Source organism: Arthrobacter sp. AL05, from assembly GCF_029960715.1.
Lineage (GTDB): Bacteria > Actinomycetota > Actinomycetes > Actinomycetales > Micrococcaceae > Arthrobacter.
Window position 1 is genome coordinate 39,999 of record NZ_JASBRC010000014.1, and the last position, 17,762, is coordinate 57,760.

The 17,762-nt window shown below is 65.6% G+C and carries 15 protein-coding genes and 1 riboswitch; of the genes, 12 read left to right on the forward strand and 3 right to left on the reverse strand.

The window, feature by feature from the left end; all coding sequences use genetic code 11:
- Positions 1–29 precede the first annotated feature (29 nt).
- From QK287_RS15485 to QK287_RS15495, 3 genes are read left to right on the forward strand one after another with little or no spacing between them, the layout of a single operon-like run.
- Entirely contained in the window at positions 30–2,078 is a 2,049-nt protein-coding gene (locus QK287_RS15485) for a flagellar biosynthesis protein FlhA (protein WP_282360669.1), read from the forward strand.
- A complete protein-coding gene (locus QK287_RS15490; protein ID WP_282360670.1) occupies positions 2,056–3,270 on the forward strand; it encodes a hypothetical protein in 1,215 nt (404 codons plus the stop codon). The genes QK287_RS15485 and QK287_RS15490 overlap by 23 nt, the downstream gene beginning before the upstream one ends.
- A gap of 59 nt (positions 3,271–3,329) precedes the next feature.
- On the forward strand, positions 3,330–3,590 hold the full coding sequence (locus QK287_RS15495) for a carbon storage regulator (protein ID WP_226776357.1): 261 nt from the start codon (positions 3,330–3,332) through the stop codon (positions 3,588–3,590).
- A 27-nt stretch (positions 3,591–3,617) separates the two neighbouring features.
- Here the strand turns inward: QK287_RS15495 and QK287_RS15500 are convergent, their stop codons facing one another.
- Positions 3,618–4,139, reverse strand: coding sequence for a flagellar protein FlgN (locus tag QK287_RS15500; RefSeq protein ID WP_282360671.1), 522 nt, complete (start codon positions 4,137–4,139; stop codon positions 3,618–3,620).
- A 225-nt stretch (positions 4,140–4,364) separates the two neighbouring features.
- On the opposite strand from QK287_RS15500, the gene QK287_RS15505 reads away from it, so the two are divergent.
- On the forward strand, positions 4,365–5,183 hold the full coding sequence (locus QK287_RS15505; protein ID WP_282360672.1) for a sigma-70 family RNA polymerase sigma factor: 819 nt from the start codon (positions 4,365–4,367) through the stop codon (positions 5,181–5,183).
- Between the two features lie 149 nt (positions 5,184–5,332).
- Complete coding sequence (locus QK287_RS15510; RefSeq protein WP_226776360.1) at positions 5,333–5,812, forward strand: DNA starvation/stationary phase protection protein; 480 nt, start codon at positions 5,333–5,335, stop codon at positions 5,810–5,812.
- A gap of 14 nt (positions 5,813–5,826) precedes the next feature.
- Here the strand turns inward: QK287_RS15510 and QK287_RS15515 are convergent, their stop codons facing one another.
- Entirely contained in the window at positions 5,827–7,428 is a 1,602-nt protein-coding gene (locus tag QK287_RS15515; RefSeq protein WP_226776361.1) for an MFS transporter, read from the reverse strand.
- An 81-nt stretch (positions 7,429–7,509) separates the two neighbouring features.
- Between QK287_RS15515 and QK287_RS15520 the strand changes: the two genes are divergently transcribed.
- From QK287_RS15520 to QK287_RS15545, 6 genes are all read left to right on the forward strand, one after another.
- Positions 7,510–8,049, forward strand: a complete 540-nt coding sequence (locus QK287_RS15520) for a TetR/AcrR family transcriptional regulator (RefSeq protein WP_226776362.1) — start codon at positions 7,510–7,512, stop codon at positions 8,047–8,049.
- A 169-nt stretch (positions 8,050–8,218) separates the two neighbouring features.
- A riboswitch (glycine riboswitch) is annotated at positions 8,219–8,317 on the forward strand.
- Positions 8,318–8,486: 169 nt separating this feature from the next.
- Positions 8,487–11,390, forward strand: a complete 2,904-nt coding sequence (gcvP, locus tag QK287_RS15525) for an aminomethyl-transferring glycine dehydrogenase (protein ID WP_282360673.1) — start codon at positions 8,487–8,489, stop codon at positions 11,388–11,390.
- Positions 11,391–11,402: 12 nt separating this feature from the next.
- The gene (gcvT, locus tag QK287_RS15530; protein ID WP_282360674.1) at positions 11,403–12,551 is read left to right on the forward strand and encodes a glycine cleavage system aminomethyltransferase GcvT; all 1,149 of its coding nucleotides are present in this window, start codon (positions 11,403–11,405) and stop codon (positions 12,549–12,551) included.
- Between the two features lie 98 nt (positions 12,552–12,649).
- Positions 12,650–13,045 (forward strand): glycine cleavage system protein GcvH, encoded by a 396-nt coding sequence (gene gcvH, locus QK287_RS15535; RefSeq protein WP_226776365.1) that lies wholly within the window; start codon positions 12,650–12,652, stop codon positions 13,043–13,045.
- The gene (gene glyA, locus QK287_RS15540; protein WP_282360675.1) at positions 13,042–14,370 is read left to right on the forward strand and encodes a serine hydroxymethyltransferase; all 1,329 of its coding nucleotides are present in this window, start codon (positions 13,042–13,044) and stop codon (positions 14,368–14,370) included. Before gcvH ends, glyA begins: the two co-directional genes overlap by 4 nt.
- Positions 14,371–14,571: 201 nt before the next feature.
- Positions 14,572–15,993, forward strand: coding sequence for an L-serine ammonia-lyase (locus QK287_RS15545; RefSeq protein WP_282360676.1), 1,422 nt, complete (start codon positions 14,572–14,574; stop codon positions 15,991–15,993).
- A gap of 1 nt (position 15,994) precedes the next feature.
- Here QK287_RS15545 and QK287_RS15550 read toward each other — a convergent pair whose 3' ends face one another.
- Entirely contained in the window at positions 15,995–16,549 is a 555-nt protein-coding gene (locus QK287_RS15550) for a TspO/MBR family protein (protein WP_282360678.1), read from the reverse strand.
- A gap of 115 nt (positions 16,550–16,664) precedes the next feature.
- Between QK287_RS15550 and QK287_RS15555 the strand changes: the two genes are divergently transcribed.
- Complete coding sequence (locus QK287_RS15555) at positions 16,665–17,738, forward strand: peptidoglycan bridge formation glycyltransferase FemA/FemB family protein (RefSeq protein WP_226776368.1); 1,074 nt, start codon at positions 16,665–16,667, stop codon at positions 17,736–17,738.
- The last annotated feature ends 24 nt before the right edge of the window (positions 17,739–17,762 follow it).

The window sequence follows — 17,762 nt, forward strand, 5'->3', positions numbered from 1 at the left end:
GGAAACAGCATGTGGGAAAGGACCCAATCATGAACAACAGGCTCGCGCGGCTCACGGTGCCAATCGGCATTGTCGGCATCGTGCTGTTGCTGGTGGTGCCCGTTCCGGCACCGCTGATGGACTTCCTTATCGTCACCAACATCCTGCTGGCGCTGCTGGTGCTGCTCACCAGCATGTTTGTGAAAAAGCCGCTTGATTTTTCCGTCTTTCCCTCGCTGCTGCTGGTCGCGACGCTGTTCCGGCTGGGGCTCAATGTCGCGTCGACCCGGCTGGTCCTCGGAGAGGCCTACGCCGGCCAGGTCATTGAGGCCTTCGGCAAAGTCACAGTGGGCGGCTCCATTGTCATCGGGGCCGTTGTCTTCCTGATCCTTGTTGTCATCCAGTTTGTTGTGGTCACCAAAGGCGCCGAGCGGGTGGCCGAAGTCGGTGCCCGGTTCACCCTCGATGCCATGCCCGGCAAGCAGATGGCGATCGACGCGGACCTCAACGCCGGCCTCATCACGGACACCCAGGCGCGTGAGCGCCGCGCCGAGGTATCCGCAGAGGCTGACTTCTACGGCGCCATGGATGGAGCCTCCAAGTTCGTCAAGGGTGATGCGATCGCTGGCATCATCATCATCGTCATCAACTTCGTCGGCGGCATCGCGATTGGCATGTTGCAGGACGGCCTCGGGATTGGTGAGGCCCTGAACACCTACGGTCTGCTGACCATGGGTGACGGGCTCGTCTCGCAGATTCCGGCCCTGCTGATGGCAGTGTCCACCGGCATGATCGTCACGCGCTCCAATGCCGAATCGGACATGGGACATACGGCGTCCACCCAGTTGCTGCAGTCGCCGAATGCGCTGATGATCGGCGGGCTGGCGGCTGTCGCCATGGCTCTGATCCCGGGGATGCCGCCGGTGCCGTTCCTGATCGTCGGGGCCGGCATGATCTTCGCGTCAAGGCGGGTAGCCGCGCGGCTAAAGGCCGAAGGGAAGGTCCAGGCGGACGAGGCGACGGCACTGAACTACCCCGAGATGGACCCAAACGAGAAACTGCTCGAGGACATGCGCATCCACCCGGTGGAGATCCTGCTCGCCCCCGACCTTGTGGACATGGTCTCGGGCGCCTCCGATGACCTGCTCGCGCGGGTCCGGTCGCTCCGGCACAAGATCGCCATGGAACTCGGACTTGTCATTCCGCCGGTGCGGACCAGGGACAGCGTGGACCTGCCGCCGGCCACCTACTCCATCCGGATCGCCGGGGTCGAAGCCGGCCGCGGCACCGCACCGAGCGGCCAGATGCTCGCCCTGGGTGACAACCTCGATTCGCTGCCCGGCCTGGCAATGATCGAGCCGGTCTTTGGGCTCGCCGGGAAGTGGATCCCCGCGGAGATGCGGCACAACGCGGAGATGGCCGGCGCCACGGTGATCGACCGCGTCTCGGTCCTGGTCACCCACCTGTCATCCATCGTCAGCGCGAACGCGGCCCGGCTGCTCTCCCGCGAGGACGTCCGTGTCCTGACTGAGGGTGTCCGCAAAATCAGCCCCGCCGCCGTCGACGAACTCACCCCCGCACTGCTCTCACTCGCGGAAGTCCAGCGTGTGCTGCAAGGCCTCCTCGACGAACAGGTACCCATCAATGACCTGGCCCGCATTTATGAGGCCCTCACCCTCCGGGCCAAGGTATCCACGGACCCTGAGTCGCTGGTCGAATCGGCCCGGCAGGCGCTGGGGCCGGCGCTGACGGCCAAGTTCATGGTCGGCCCGGTGCTCAACGTCATTATGATCGACCCTGTCCTGGAACAATCGATGCTGGAGGACATGCGCCCTGCCGAAGGCGGCAGCCAGATCGTAATGGGCCAGGACAGGCTCGACGCGGTGCTTCGCTCCGTGCGCTCGGCTGCAGATGCCGCCGTCGCCGCGAACCGGCAAGCCGTCCTGGTGTGCGCCCCGGCGCTCCGCCCCGCCATTCACCGCCTTGTTGGTGTGCAGCCGGGATCGTTGCCAGTCTTGTCCTACCGTGAGGTGACCAGCGCCAATGTCCAGATAGAAACCGTAGGAGTCGTTCGCCATGCCGAACCGCTATCGGCTTAAGGGAGCATCGCTGGACGAGATCCGGCTCAAAGCACAGCTGCAGCACGGTCCCAAGGCCCGCATTATCTCCGCGGACCGCGTCATCAGCCCGGGCATCGCCGGATTGTTTGCCGGCGACCACTACGAAGCAGTGATCGAGGTGCCCGCGGAATCCGAGGTCACCGGAACGAATGTCTTCACGGCCGAGCTTGTGCCGGACGCGATCCCGCCGGGACGGTCAGGCGGCAGGGGACCGCTCCGCGCTGTTTTTGGCCGGTCAACTGCCGCGCCGGCACCCGCCGCGCCAGCACCAACGCAGGCATCACCGGCGACACCCGCCGCGCCAGCACCAGCGCCGGTGCGGGCAGAAGGTCCCGAGGCCGGGTTTATGGACGTGCCCGCGGCCCGGTCCCATCAGTTTGAATCCACGGCGATAGCAGCACTGCTGGAAGAAGCCGATGCAGCGGAAATGACGCTTCATCGGCAGGGAACCCCCGGGGTATCCACCGAGTCGCCGGACTTTGCCGAAGTGCTTGCGCAGCTCGGCGCCGGGCTGCGCGTCCCGGACCGGCTGCCACCGCGCCAGGCACCGCCCGCAGTACCCGTAGTCCCGGCGCCCGGATCGGCTGCTGCGGACAACTTCGGCGCCGGTGTCACCGAGGACATCCTGGTGTTGCCCGGGACCGTTGCGCCTTCGCCGTCGCCAAGGTTTCACGGAGCCTACCGGGCTCCCGAACCGCTGTCCGGCATCGGGGACCTGGTGGTGCTTGTCGGCCTCGGCGAGGACGCCCTCGACACCGCGCTTGCCATGTCCACCGCAGCGGGCGGCGCCGATGTGCGCACCGGAGGGCAGCTGTCCGCATATGGCCACCTGCACGTGGACGGGCGCCAGAGCGCAACGGCAGCCCGCGCGCAGGCCGTGCTGATGGACCGGACTGTCCTCGTAGCATTCGGTGTGGGCCGTTCCGGCGATGCGGCGGCCCGGATCCACCCGATCGCTGCGCTCGCCGCCGACCAGGTCTGGGTCGTCGTTGATGCCGGGCGCAAGCCGGAAGACACCGAGCGCTGGGTCAACGTCCTCTCCGCCCAGCTGCACATCGACGCCGTCGCTGTCATCGGAGCAACCGAGACCGACACTCCGGAAACCGTTAATGCCCTCGAATTGCCCGTGGGCTGGATCGACGCACGGCAGGCCCGGGTTGCGCACCTCTGACACAGACGGGCATCCCCGACTAGTCCTCCGCCACCCCCAACGAAGGGTAGATTGAGAGCATGCTGGTACTAACACGCAAGCCGGGCGAACAGATCATGATTGGCGACGGGATCGTCATCACGGTCTTGGAAGGGCGCGGTGATGGTGTCCGGATCGGGATTGACGCCCCGCGTGGAATTTCGATCCAGCGCAAAGAAGTCGTCGAGGCGATCGCCTTGGCCAACCTGGCCGCAGCCAATGCCGGGCCGGACGCTGAGGATGCCCTCCGCGGGTTGCTTCCGAAAGCCCGGCCGGCAATACCCGCAGGGGGCAGCGAGTAGTCACCGACGGTTCTGTGGCAGCAGGCATCAGCCGGGAACGTCACGGAGATAGTCGGAAAGGAATGGTTGCGCCGTCCCGTGCATCACAGCCAGGGCGCGCTCGATATTTCCCAACCGGGTCAGCTCGTCAAGCTCCCCGCTGCTATCAGGCCCGGCTCCGCCGGGTGCGGCGGTGCGGCGGAGTTCCGCAAGCAACTCCTGCCCGGTGCGCGTCTCGTCCTTCAGCAGCTGAAGCAGTTCGCGCAGGGCGGTTAAATGCCCGGCCAGGATTTCCGGCCACGGCCCCGGGGGCGCCGCAGCAATCAGCTCGCTCAGCAGCGCTTCAGCAGGCTGGCCCCAGTCCGCGGCGACAACAGCGGATTCAACACTTCGGGCCAAAGCTTCAAAACGCAAACGGTCCAGAGCGCTCTCCACGTCGGAGGCCGTAAACCTCAGCCACTCGATGTTGCCGGCCAGGACATGAAGTCGCTGCGTCTCAAGCCTGAACATCAGCAGTTCAAGCTGGCGGCGCTCCTGCCAGAGAGCTGCCGAAAGTTCGCCTGCACCCATGGGCTTCCTTCCCCTGCCGCCCCGACTGTGAAGCGTTACCGCAATTTCACCCAAGCATTGTCCTGAGATTACACGCGGAATCTGGATGAGGTGATAAGTTTCGTCTTGGGTGCTGCGCCCGGGCCGTGAATACCGACTTCCATGGGGGAGCGCGGGGCCCATTTTTTGGGTGCGGCTCTTGGTCTTTTAAGCCTTTTGTAACCCGTCTCATGGGGGGACACTCTATTGAATCGCGTGGAACGCAACGAGATGGTCACGCAGCATCTTCCGCTGGTGGGCTACCTCGTCTCTGACTTGTGCTCAAAGGCTTCACACCTCTCCCGTGATGACCTGGCGTCTGCTGGTGCTATTGCCCTGATCACTTCTGCTGACGCCTTCAACCCGGACCTCGGCGTGCCGTTCGGCGCGTTCGCGCGCCGGCGCATCCTCGGCGCATTTGCTGATGAGATGCGTGCAAGCGACTGGGCCACCCGCTCAGCACGCCGCCGGATGAAAGAAACCATGTCGGTCCAGGAGACCCTCGCCGCCGCCCTGGGCCGAAAGCCCAGCGTTGACGAGATCGCCGCGGCGCTGGGTGTCCAGCAGAGTGTTGTGGAGGCGGCGCTGTCCGATGCTTCCCGCACGCTGACGCCGCTGGACGAAGCCGTCGTTGACACGCTGGCTGCCGAAACCATGACCCCGGAGCACTCTGTACTCGCGGATGAGCGCCTCCAGTACCTCCGTGCAGCGGTCAAGTCCCTTCCCGTGCGGATGCGCTACGTGGTGGAAGAGATCTACTTCGGGGACCGGACGGTCAAGGAATTGGCCGCGGAACTGGGATCCACCCATGCGGCGGTCTCCCAGCAGCGCTCCGAGGCCATCCGGTTGATGCGGGACGGACTGACCGCCCACTACACGGACCATCCCGGAGAGGCTTTCGAGCCCCAGTCCAGGATCACGCCGCGGCGCCGTAACGACTACCTCTCCCAGCTTGCTGAAGCCACGGCGGGGGGCATCACCAGGACCCTGTATCCGACCGGGCCGGTGCTCAACCAAGCTGTCTAAGCCATCACGCAACCATGCACCCGAGTGCTAGTAAGCCAGCTTAGTAAGCTAAGGGAGAAATTTCGGCGGGACCGTGGCTCCCGGACTGCGCCCTGGGGTAGCGTCGGAAATATCGGACGCAACGGTACCGGACCTACCCAGGAGGACGTATGAAAGCTTCACCGACCCTCACCGCCAATCTTCAGGCAGTGCTCGTAGACCTGATTGAACTGCATGTCCAGGGCAAGCAAGCGCACTGGAATATCGTCGGGACAAACTTCCGGGATCTGCACCTGCAGCTGGACGAAATCATTGACGCGGCCCGAGAATTCGCTGATGATCTGGCAGAGCGTATGCGGGCCCTCCACGCGCTGCCGGATGGCCGGAGCTCCACGGTGTCAAAGTCCACGGCTCTCGCGGAATTCCCAACCGGACTGATCAACACCAAGGACGCCATTGAGCGGATCGTGGCGGCCCTGGAGGCTGCCGTGGGCACCATGCGCAAGGTCCACGACGAAGTCGATGAAGAAGACCCCACAACGGCGGACCTGCTGCACGCATTCATCGCCAAGCTTGAGCAGTACGCCTGGATGGTTAACGCGGAGACCATGCGGGCCAGCGCCAGCGTTACGACCCCGGAAGGCAAGTAGCGCTCCCGGCCCGGCTATTTCGCCTTTGGCACCTTGCGCAGGGCGACGGCGGCCAGCACAGCCGTGCCTGCCATCAGCACCATCGTGATGGCCGCAGTGACGTGGACGCCGGAATCGAACGCCGTCCGGGCGGCCGCTGTCACCGCTGCGCCCAAGGGTCCAGGCAGCGTGTTGGCTAGTTCTATGGCGCCAGCGAGTGTTTCGGCGGCCTGGGCCGTTGCGCCCGCCGGCGCCGTTTCGGCGACGCCGGCGGGAAGCCGGAGGTTGTGCTGGTAGGAGGCTGTCAGGATGGAGCCCAGCACGGCTGTTCCGAGCAAGGATCCGATCTCGTAGCCGGTCTCCGAGATCGCGGCGGCTGCGCCCGATTTCTCGGCCGGGACGGCGCCGAGGATCAGGTCGTTGGAGATGGTTTCCGCCGAGCCGACGCCCAGGCACAGGACCAGCAGCGCGGCCAGCAGCAGGGCCGGCCCGTTGTTGTGGTTGCCAAACGCGACCAGGCAATACCCCGCGGCGCTCAGGAGCAGCCCCCCGGCCACCACAAAACCGGGGCGCACCTTCCGCACGAGCGGGACCACCAGCAGGCCTGAGACAACCGTGGCGATAAGTGCCGGCACAAGCGCGACGCCGGATTCGGAGGGGGACTGGCCCTCGAGCAGCTGCAGATGCTGGGCCAGGAACAGGATGAAGCCGTTGAAGGAGAACAGCGCAAGCACATTCGCCGTAATCGCGGTGCTGAAGACGCTGTTGCTGAACAGGCTGATGTCCAGGAGGGGGGCATTTCCGCCGCCCTGCATCAGGGCACGCTGGCGTCGGACAAAGACGTAGCCCATCAGCAGGCCGCCGGCGGTGATGGCCAGCGGCGCGGGAGCGAGCCCGTGTGTGGCGATTTCCTTGATGCCGTAGACCACCGGAACCATCACCAGCAGGGACAGCAGTACGCTCGGCACGTCCACGCGGCCCGGATGCGGATCGCGGGATTCCGGAACGAGGAGCGGACCGAGCGCCAACAGGGGCAGGATGATCGGCACCGCGACCAGCAGGATGGCGCCCCACCAGAAGTTCTCCACGAGCCAGCCGCCGAAGATCGGGCCGAGCGCTGCGCCGCCGGAGAAACCCGCAGCCCAGATCGCCACCGCGAGCCGTCGACGGTTGGGCTGAGGGAAGATGTTGCGGATCAGCGAAAGGGTGGAGGGCATCAGCATGGCGCCGAAGAACCCGAGCCCCGCCCGGCCGGCGATGAGCCACTCGGCGCTTGGAGCAAAGGCGGTGACCGCGGAGACAGCCGCGAATCCGGTGCTGCCGATGAACAGCAGCCGACGGCGGCCGATTCTGTCGCCCAGGCTGCCCATTGCCACGAGCAGGCCGGCCAGCACCAAGGGGTAGGTGTCCACAATCCACAGCAGCTGGATCCCGGAGGCGTCGAGGCTCCGGGCGATCGACGGCAATGCGAAGGTCAGGGCCGTGTTGTCCACCGCCACCAGCAGCACCGGGAACATCAGCAGCGCCAGCGCCAGCCAGTCGCGCCAGGGCGCGCGCGGCGGCGCTATGGCTGCTGTATCGCCGGGCTGTGTGCCGAGCGCTTTGGTGCTGTTGTGGCTGACTGCTGTGTTGCTCATGGAGATAACTATACCGTCCAGACGGTATAGTTAAGAAATGTCAACCAGAACCCGGTCCGGGCACCGGGCAAGATAGGAATCATGGCCAGAAAACCAGTTGCCCGCGAAGCCGTCCTTGACGCCTTCGAAACCCTGCTTATCGAAGAAGGCGAGCGTGCCGCCACCCTGGACGCCGTGGCCAAACTCGCCGGCGTCTCCAAGGGTGGGCTGCTCTATCACTTCCCGACCAAGGAAGCGATGGTCTCGATGCTCCTGGAGCGTTTGGACGGCTTGCTGGCACAAGACCTTGGGGCGATGGCGGATGCGCCGGAGGGGGCCGCGGCCTACTTCATCAAGTCCTCCCTGTGGGCGGGCACCCCCCTGGACCGGGTCTTTGTGGCGGCGACCCGGCTGGCCGAAGTGGCGCACGAAGAGGCCCTCCAGCGATTTGCCGCCGCGCAGGCGGGTTGGCTGGAGTTGCTCGCGGGCGACGTCGGGCCGGCGATGGCCAAGGCGGTCCTCTATATGGGGGACGGCCTGTACTTCAATGCCATGCTTGCCCGTGGCCCCGGCGGTCCGATGCCGGAGGTCGCTGCGGATCTCGAGAGTCTTCTCGCCGCCGTGGACCGGCTTCGCGGCTGAGGCGGCTCCGCGCCGAAATCGCCGGAAGCGCACGAGGTCGCCGGAAGTTTGCGGCGATCTCGCAGCTGACCCGCGACTTCGTGCCGGCGGCGTCGGGAGTTTGCGGACCGGGGCCGGGCATAGGACAATGGAAGCTGTGACTGCGGTCACGAGAAATTGAATATGCCTTTGATCTGCGGCGGGAGAGTTCTGCAAGTAGGTACAAGCAGGCGCCGTAGGAGCAAACCCTCCCCAGGAATCTCTCAGGCCCATGTACCGCCGCGGCAAGGCAACTCTGGAAAGTAGCAGGCTGTCCTTTGACATGCTGTGCTCACCGACGGTGCAAGCGGAGACCTGCGAGAGCAGGGCTGCGCGGAAACTCTCAGGTCCAATACAGAGCGGGGAGGAACCCGAATCAATGCTGCGTACCCTGCGCCGCCTTAGTGATGGAGTTCCTTGTGACAGTATCCTCAGCCTCCACGTCCTTCGTTGACCGGCACATCGGCGCCCGCCGCCAGTCCGACGTCGATGCCATGTTGAAGGCTGTCGGCTACGACACCGTCGATGGGCTCGTCGACACGGCCGTGCCCAAAGGCATCCGCCAGGACTCGCCGTTGCAGCTCACCGGCGCCCTGAGCGAAGTAGAGGTCCTCGCCGAGCTGCGCAAGCTCGCGGCCAAGAACCAGACCGCCGTGCAGATGATCGGGCAGGGCTACTATGACACCGTCACCCCGCCGGTCATCCGCCGCAACATCCTTGAGGCCCCGGCCTGGTACACCGCCTACACCCCGTACCAGCCGGAAATCTCCCAGGGCCGGCTCGAGGCGCTGCTGAACTTCCAGACCATGGTCCAGGATCTTGTTGGCCTGCCGATTGCCAACGCCTCGCTGCTGGATGAAGCCACCGCCGTCGCCGAAGCCGTGCTGATGATGCGCAGGGCCAACAAGAACAAGTCCGCCCAAGGTGGCAAGACCGTGTTGGACGCCGATTGCCTCCCGCAGACCATAGCGATCGTCAGGGGCCGGGCCGAGGCCCTCGGCTTTGACGTCGAAGTTGCCGACCTGTCCACGGGCCTGCCCGAGGGTGTTATCAACGGCGTTGTCCTGCAGCAGCCCGGGGCCTCCGGCCGCGTCTTCGACCACACAGCCGTGATCGCCGAGGCCAAGGACCGCGGCGCCCTCGTGACCGTGGCCGCGGACCTGCTGTCCCTGACCCTGATCACCCCTCCGGGGGAGCAGGGCGCGGACATCGCCGTCGGATCCGCGCAGCGCTTCGGCGTCCCGCTGTTCTTTGGCGGACCGCACGCAGCGTACATGGCCGTTCAGAAGGGCCTGGAACGCTCCATGCCCGGCCGGCTCGTGGGTGTCTCCAAGGACAATGCCGGCGTCCCGGCCTATCGCCTGGCGCTGCAGACCCGCGAACAGCACATCCGCCGGGAGAAGGCCACCTCCAACATCTGCACGGCGCAAGCCCTGCTGGCGATCGTGTCCTCCTTCTACGCCGTCTACCACGGCCCGGACGGGCTGAAGGCGATCGCTGAGACCACGCACGGGCACGCCCGGACCATCGCGGCCTCGCTGCGGGCCGCAGGGTTGGACGTGCTGCACACCAGCTTCTTTGACACGGTCACCGTTTCCGTCCCGGGCAAGGCCGCCGAGATCATCGCCGCCGCGGACGCCAAGGGCATCAACCTGCGGCCCGTCGATGCGGACACCGTCGGGATCTCCGCCGATGAGGCCACGACGCCGGCCATCGTCGCCGACGTCGTCGCCGCCTTCGGGGCGTCGGTTGCGGAGGATGCGGCTTTCGGCGTGGACGCCGGCATGGAGCGCACCTCCGACTACCTCCAGCACCCGGTCTTTAACACCCACCGTTCCGAAACCCAGCTGCTGCGCTACATCCGCCGCCTCTCGGACCGCGACCTGGCGCTGGACCGCACCATGATCCCGCTGGGCTCCTGCACCATGAAGCTGAACGCCACGGCCGAGATGGAGGCCATCTCCTGGCCGGAGTTCGCCTCCATCCACCCCTTCGCCCCCGAATCCCAGACCGCCGGCTGGCGTGAACTGATCGAGGACCTCGAAGCCCAGCTGACCGAGATTACCGGCTACGACCAGGTCTCCATCCAGCCCAACGCCGGCTCCCAGGGCGAGCTCGCCGGCCTGCTCGCGATCCGCGGCTATCACCTCTCCCGCGGCGACGTGCAGCGCAACGTCTGCCTCATTCCGGCCTCCGCGCACGGCACCAACGCCGCCTCCGCCGTGCTGGCCGGCATGAAGGTCGTTGTTGTGGCCACCGCCTCCGACGGCACCATCGACCACGCCGACCTGCAGGCCAAGATCGAACTGCATCGGGATGCGCTCTCCGCGATCATGATCACCTACCCCTCCACCCACGGGGTGTTCGACGCCGACGTTCGGGAAGTCTGCGACGCCGTCCACGCCGCCGGCGGCCAGGTCTACATCGACGGTGCCAACCTCAATGCCCTCGTCGGGCTGGCTCAACCCGGCCAGTTCGGCGGCGACGTCTCGCACCTGAACCTGCACAAGACCTTCTGCATCCCGCACGGCGGCGGCGGCCCCGGCGTGGGCCCGGTCGCTGCCAAGGCCCACCTGGCACCCTTTATGCCGGGCGATGCCAACAACGCCGTCTCGGCCAACAGCGCCGGCGGCACCCCGATCTCGGCGTCCCGCTACGGTTCGGCCGGAGTGCTGCCGATCTCCTGGGCCTACGTTAAGCTCATGGGCGGCCACGGCCTCACCGAAGCCACCAAGTCGGCCCTGCTCGCTGCCAATTACATTGCGGCCCGCCTCAATGACTACTTCCCGGTGCTCTACACCGGCGAAGGCGGACTCGTGGCCCACGAATGCATCCTGGACCTGCGGGAACTCACGGCAAAGACCGGCGTGACCGCCGAGGACGTCGCCAAGCGCCTCATCGACTACGGCTTCCACGCCCCGACGCTGGCGTTCCCTGTGGTCGGCACCCTGATGGTCGAACCCACCGAATCCGAGGACCTCGGCGAAATCGACCGTTTTATCGCGGCCATGATTTCCATCCGGGCCGAGATTGACCAGGTGGCGCACGGCGAGTTCACTGTTGAACACAGCCCGCTGCGTAACTCCCCGCACACCGCTGCCGCCGTTATCAGTACCGGCTGGGCCCGGGAGTACCCGCGCGAGCAGGCAGTATTCCCCGGCCGCACGCCCAAGCAGGACAAGTATTTCCCGCCGGTCGGCCGGATCGACGGCGCGGCAGGTGACCGGAACCTGATCTGTTCCTGCCCGCCGCTCGAATCCTTCGAAGAAGACACAGCAGTCCACCCCGACGACGCCGCCGCCAACTCCGACTCTAAGAACTAGGGACAGCCAACGATGACTGAGAACTACACGGCACTGTACGAAGAGCACAAAAAGCTCGGCGCTTCCTTCACGGACTTCGGCGGCTGGCAGATGCCCCTCAAGTACAGCTCCGAACTCGCCGAGCATCACGCCGTCCGCACGTCTGCGGGCCTGTACGACCTCTCCCACATGGGCGAAGTCTGGGTCACCGGTCCGGACTCGGCCGCTTTCCTGGATTACGCACTGGTCGGCAAGATCTCCGCGATGGCGGTCGGCAAGGCAAAGTACTCGCTGATCTGCACCGAGGATGGCGGCATCATCGACGACCTCATCACTTATCGCCGTCCGGCCGCGGGTGCCGGCGCCGACAAGTTCCTTGTGGTCCCCAACGCCGGCAACGCGAAGGTCGTCGCCGCGGCCCTGGCCGAACGGGCGTCCGGCTTTGACGTTGTGGTGCGCGACGCCTCAGCGGAGACCGCTCTGATCGCGGTGCAGGGTCCGAAGGCGCAGGAGATCCTGCTGCGGCTGGTTCCGGCCGCTCAGCACGAACTGGTGACCGGCCTGAAGTACTACGCCGCCGTCGACGTTCCCGTGATGTTTGGCGGCGCCGGCGAGGAACTTCTGCTGGCCCGCACCGGCTACACCGGTGAGGACGGCTTCGAGATCTTCGTCGGGAACGGCGACGCGGCAGCCCTTTGGCAGGCGCTCGTCGCCATCGCCGAGGAGGGCGAACTGACGCCTGCCGGGCTTGCGTCCCGCGACTCGCTCCGGCTCGAGGCCGGGATGCCGCTTTACGGCAATGAGCTCTCCCTTGAGGGCGACCCGTTCGCCGCCGGGCTGGGCCCGGTTGTGGCGCTCTCCAAAGAAGGGGACTTCGTTGGCAAGGCGGCCCTGGCGGCAAAAAAGGAAGCCGGCGCAGGTGCCACAACGGGCCGCAGGCTGGTTGGGCTCAAGGGCCTCGGCCGCCGGGCCGGCCGCGGACACTACCCGGTCCTGAAGGACGGTGCCACGGTGGGCGTAGTCACCTCCGGCCAGCCCAGCCCCACCTTGGGCTACCCGGTTGCGATGGCCTACGTCGACGTCGAGTGCACCGACCCCGGCACGGCGCTGGACATCGACCTGCGCGGCAAAACCGAAGCTTTCGAAGTTGTGGCACTGCCTTTCTACAAGCGCCAAAAATAGTCCCGCCGGTTCCTGGCGGGAACCGGCTCCGGCAGGTACTTAACCGGGCAACAAATAGATTTAGCACCAACGACCACTCCAAGACTTAGGAAAAGCACATGGCAAAAGTAGCTCCTGAACTGCAGTATTCCGACGAGCACGAGTGGGTTGCGCGGGACTCCGGCAACGCCGGATCAAACATTGTCTCCATCGGCATCTCCGCCGTCGCCACGGACGCCCTCGGCGACATCGTTTACGTGGACCTGCCCGAAGTTGGTGCCGCGGTGACGGCAGGGCAGACCTGCGGCGAGGTTGAGTCCACCAAATCGGTCTCGGACCTCTACGCCCCCGTCACCGGCGAGGTCACCGAGATCAACCCCGCCGTCATCGACGACCCGGCGCTGATCAACAACGATCCTTACGGCGCAGGCTGGCTCTTCAAGGTGGCCGCGGAATCAGAGGGCCCGTTGCTCTCCGCACAGGACTACGCATCCAAGAATGGCGGCGAACTGTGAGCGGCGCAGCGATCGGCATCGCAGCGGCCTTCGAACCGGTGGTCTCGCCGAGCCTGGACGTGGAGCTGTCGGTGCTGGATCCGGAGATCGCCAAGACGATCGACGCCGAACTGGCCCGCCAGCGGGACGGCCTGGAGATGATCGCCTCGGAAAACCACACTGCCAAGGCCGTGATGCAGGCGCAGGGTTCCGTGCTGACCAACAAGTACGCAGAGGGCTACCCCGGCAAGCGGTACTACGGCGGCTGCGAGCACGTCGACGTGATCGAACAGCTTGCGATCGACCGGGTCAAAGCCCTGTTCGGCGCAGAGTACGCCAATGTCCAGCCGCACTCCGGCGCGCAGGCCAACGCCTCGGTTATGCACGCCTTGATCCGTCCGGGTGACACGATCATGGGCCTGAACCTGGCGCACGGCGGCCACCTGACCCATGGCATGAAGATCAACTTCTCCGGTCGTCTGTACAACGTGATCCCTTACCAGGTCCGGGAAGATGACCACCGGATCGACATGGCGGAGGTCGAGCGACTGGCCCAGGAGCACAAGCCGGCCCTGATCGTTGCCGGCTGGTCCGCTTATGCGCGCCAGCTCGACTTTGCGGAGTTCCGCCGGATTGCCGACTCGGTGGGTGCCTACCTGATGGTGGACATGGCCCATTTCGCCGGGCTGGTTGCCGCAGGGCTGCACCCGTCGCCGGTGCCGCACGCGCACGTGACCACCTCCACCACGCACAAGACCCTCGCCGGTCCGCGCGGCGGCATCATCCTGACCAACGACGCCGACATCGCCAAGAAGATCAACTCCGCAGTGTTCCCCGGTCAACAGGGTGGCCCGCTGGAGCACGTGATCGCCGGCAAGGCTGTGGCCTTCAAGATCGCAGCTTCGCCTGAATTCAAGGAGCGCCAGGAACGTGTCCTGGCCGGCGCGCGGATCCTGGCCGAGCGCCTAATCCAGCCGGACGTCACTGCCAAGGGAATCAACGTGATTTCCGGCGGCACCGACGTGCACCTGGTCCTCGTGGACCTGCGCGACTGCGAGCTCAACGGGCAGGAAGCCGAGGACCGGCTCGCGGACATCGACATCACCGTCAACCGCAACGCCGTCCCGTTTGACCCCCGGCCGCCGATGGTCACCTCCGGACTGCGGATCGGCACCCCGGCGCTGGCAACCCGCGGCTTCGGCGAGGCTGCTTTTGCCGAGGTTGCGGATATCATCGCTGAGGCGCTGATCGCCGACGCCGGCGCGGACCTGTCCGGACTGCGCGCCCGGGTGGAGGCCCTGGCCGCCGCCCACCCGCTCTACCCGTCGGTTGCTAACCTCGGTTAAGGGTTCCGGGGCCGGCCCCTCGGGGTCTTGCCCGCCGCCGCTTTGGTGAGTCGCGAACGGTGGTTGGGTGGGGTCCGGAAGCGTGCGTCTAAGGGCGTGCGACGTCCGCTCAGCTAGCGGCGTCGACCGAGCACGCGGAGGAGCCCGCCCAACCACCAACCCCAGCCCCGCCCGAACGCAGTGTCTAGTTAGGATTCAGTAATGGCTGTTGGCGTCTTTGACCTCTTCTCAATAGGAATAGGCCCGTCCAGTTCGCACACCGTGGGGCCGATGCGGGCTGCTGCGGTGTTTGCCGAGGAGCTCAAGACCTCGCGGGATCTGGGCCGCGTGGCATCGCTGCGGGTGGACCTTTACGGCTCCCTCGCGGCCACAGGCCACGGCCACGGGACCATGACGGCGATCCTGCTCGGCCTGGAGGGCTACCACCCTGAACTGATCCTCCCCGAGGAAGTGGAGGGGCGGCTGGCCACGATCGCGGAGACCGGCACCCTGCAGCTGGCCGGCGAAGGAACCGGCGTGGCGCTGCCCTACGGGGTGAAGGACATGATCCTGCGCCCGCTCACCATCCTGCCCCGGCACACCAACGGCATGACCTTCACGGTTTCGGACGCCGACGGCGCCGTGCTGCACAGCGCCACGTTCTTCTCAGTGGGCGGCGGTTTCATCGTCCGCGAAGGCGAGGAGGACGCCGCCCTGATCGAGCTCGCCGAGTCCAAGAAGGAACTTCCCCTGCCGTTCCGAACGGCAGCGGAGCTGCTGGGCCGCTGCCAGTCCAAGGGCCTGTCGATCGGCGAGATTATGTTCGTCAACGAGCGTGCCTCCCGCACCGAAGCGGAGATCCGGGAAGGCCTTCTGCACATCTACTCGGTGATGACCGGCTGCGTTCAGGTCAGCCTCAAGCGCGAAGGACTGCTCCCCGGCGGCCTGAAGGTCCGCCGTCGTGCGCCCGACTGGCACGAACGGCTGATGAAAGAAACCCGGGATCAGGACCCCGACTTCCGGGACCCGAAGTACTGGCAGGAATGGGTCAACCTGATTGCCCTGGCAGTGAACGAGGAAAATGCCTCCGGCGGCCGCGTGGTCACCGCCCCCACCAATGGCGCCGCCGGCATCATCCCCGCTGTCCTCTACTATGCGTTGCACTTTGCCCCGGGCATGGACAAAGCCACCGAGGCCGACCGCGACGACGTTGTGGTCAAGTTCCTGCTGACGGCAGCGGCGATCGGTGTCCTGTACAAAGAACAGGCCTCGATCTCCGGCGCCGAGGTCGGCTGTCAGGGCGAGGTGGGATCGGCATCCTCGATGGCCGCGGCCGGCCTGGCCGAAGTGATGGGCGGTACCCCGCAACAGGTGGAGAACGCCGCTGAAATCGCGATGGAACACAACCTCGGCCTGACCTGCGACCCCATCGGCGGGCTTGTGCAGATCCCGTGCATCGAACGCAACGCGATCGCCGCGGCGAAGGCCATCAACGCCGCCAAGATGGCGCTTTGGGGCGACGGCACGCACCGGGTGTCCCTCGACGAGGTCATCGTGACCATGCGCGAGACCGGCAAGGACATGAGCTCCAAGTACAAAGAGACAGCCATGGGCGGCCTGGCCGTGAACGTTGTCGAGTGCTGAGCTAGTTGTTCAGCACCGCCCAGAGATTCAACGACGAAGCGAAGATTATCCAGGCGAAGTAGGGCAGCATCAGCAGTCCTGCCGTGCGGCTGATCGGCCCAAAGTGGAGTACTGTGACCACCACCGCGGCCGACAGCGCGACGATGATGCCGAAAGCGATCCACAGGGCAAGTGTGCCAAGTGCCGGGTACAGGCCGAAGAAGACCGGAGTCCACAACAGGTTCAACACCAGTTGCGTGGCGTAGGCGGCGAGGGCTGCGCTGGTGCCCTCCGTCCGGCGGCGCCAGACCAGCCAGGCGGCCACGGCCATCGCGATGTACAGGGTTGTCCAGACCGGTCCGAACACCCAGTTCGGCGGAGACCAGGGGGCTTTGACAGCGGCGGCGTACCAGCCGTTAACATTGTTCGCGGTGGCCAGCCCGCCTAGGCCGGCAACGACAGCCGAGGCAGCCAAAAAGACCAATAGTCCCGGAAACTGGACTGCCGGCCGGCGTGTACCGGCGGCAAGTTCCCGGTGCTCGGATCCTAATCTTAGTGGTTGCTCAACTGGCGCCATACGTCCAGCCTAGCGGCTTGGTTGCGGGCAGGAGCATTGACCCGGACGGATAGACTTGAACGTGCATGCCCGCATGCCGCCGATGCTCGAACCGCAATGATTGGATGTTGCACCCTTGCGTGAATTCACCGCCCGCTTTGCCTCTGCCGAAGAGATCGCCAACTGGGATAGCCACGTCACTGCGAACCCCAATGGCGGCAATCTCCTGCAATCGGAGGCCTTCGCTGAGGTTAAGCAAAACTTCGGCTGGAAACCCCGGCACCTGGTCTACGAGAGCGCTGACTATTCCAGCTACAACCTCATCCTGGAGAAGTCCGTCCCGTTGCTCGGCAAGCTCTGGTACCTGATCAAGGGCCCAGATGTCGCCTCCGCCGAAGACATCCCCGGCATCACCGCAGCCAACGCCGAGTTCGTGCAGCGTGCCCGGCTGGGGGTCTTTGCCATCAAGATCGAGCCGGACATCGTCCGCTCCGACGAAGCCCGTCGGATTTTCGAAGGTGCCGGGCTCCGCAAGAGCCACAACCTGCAGCCCAACGACTCGACGGCGCTGCTGGATATCTCCCCCGAGGAGAACCAGCTGTTGCGGAACCTGCACTCGCGGGGCCGTAACGCCGTCCGGCGCGCCATCCGGGAGGACGTGGAAGTCCACAAAGTGGATCCCACCGAGGAGAACTTCCGCGCCATGTACGCGCTGATGACAAACACCGTGGAGGCCAAGTCCCAGGTCCGGGTCCGCGAATACGGGTATTACCGCCAGTTCTGGACCAACTTCATCAACCGTGGCCAGGGGCGGCTGATGTTTGTCTACGAGAACGGTCTCCCGTCGGTGGGCGCCTTTGTGGTCAACTACGGCCGAAAGGGCACCTACAAAGACGGCGGCTCGCTGCAGAAGCGAAACCAGTACGGTGATTCCCATCTGGTGCAGTGGACGGCCATCCAGCAGCTCAGGGAGCTAGGCTGCACCGAATACGATTTCTGCGGCACACCCCCCAGCGATCAGCTGAAGGACACGTCCAACCCGTTCCACGGCCTGGGCCTGTTCAAAACCAGCTTCAGCAAAACGGTGACCGACTTCGTTGGCTGCTACGACCAGGTCCTCAGCCCGTTGAAATACAAGGCCTGGATGGCCGCGGGGGAACGCGTCGCCCGCCAGCTCTATACCCGCCGCACGGGCCAGCAGTTCTACTAAAACGGCTGACACGGAGAATTTGAG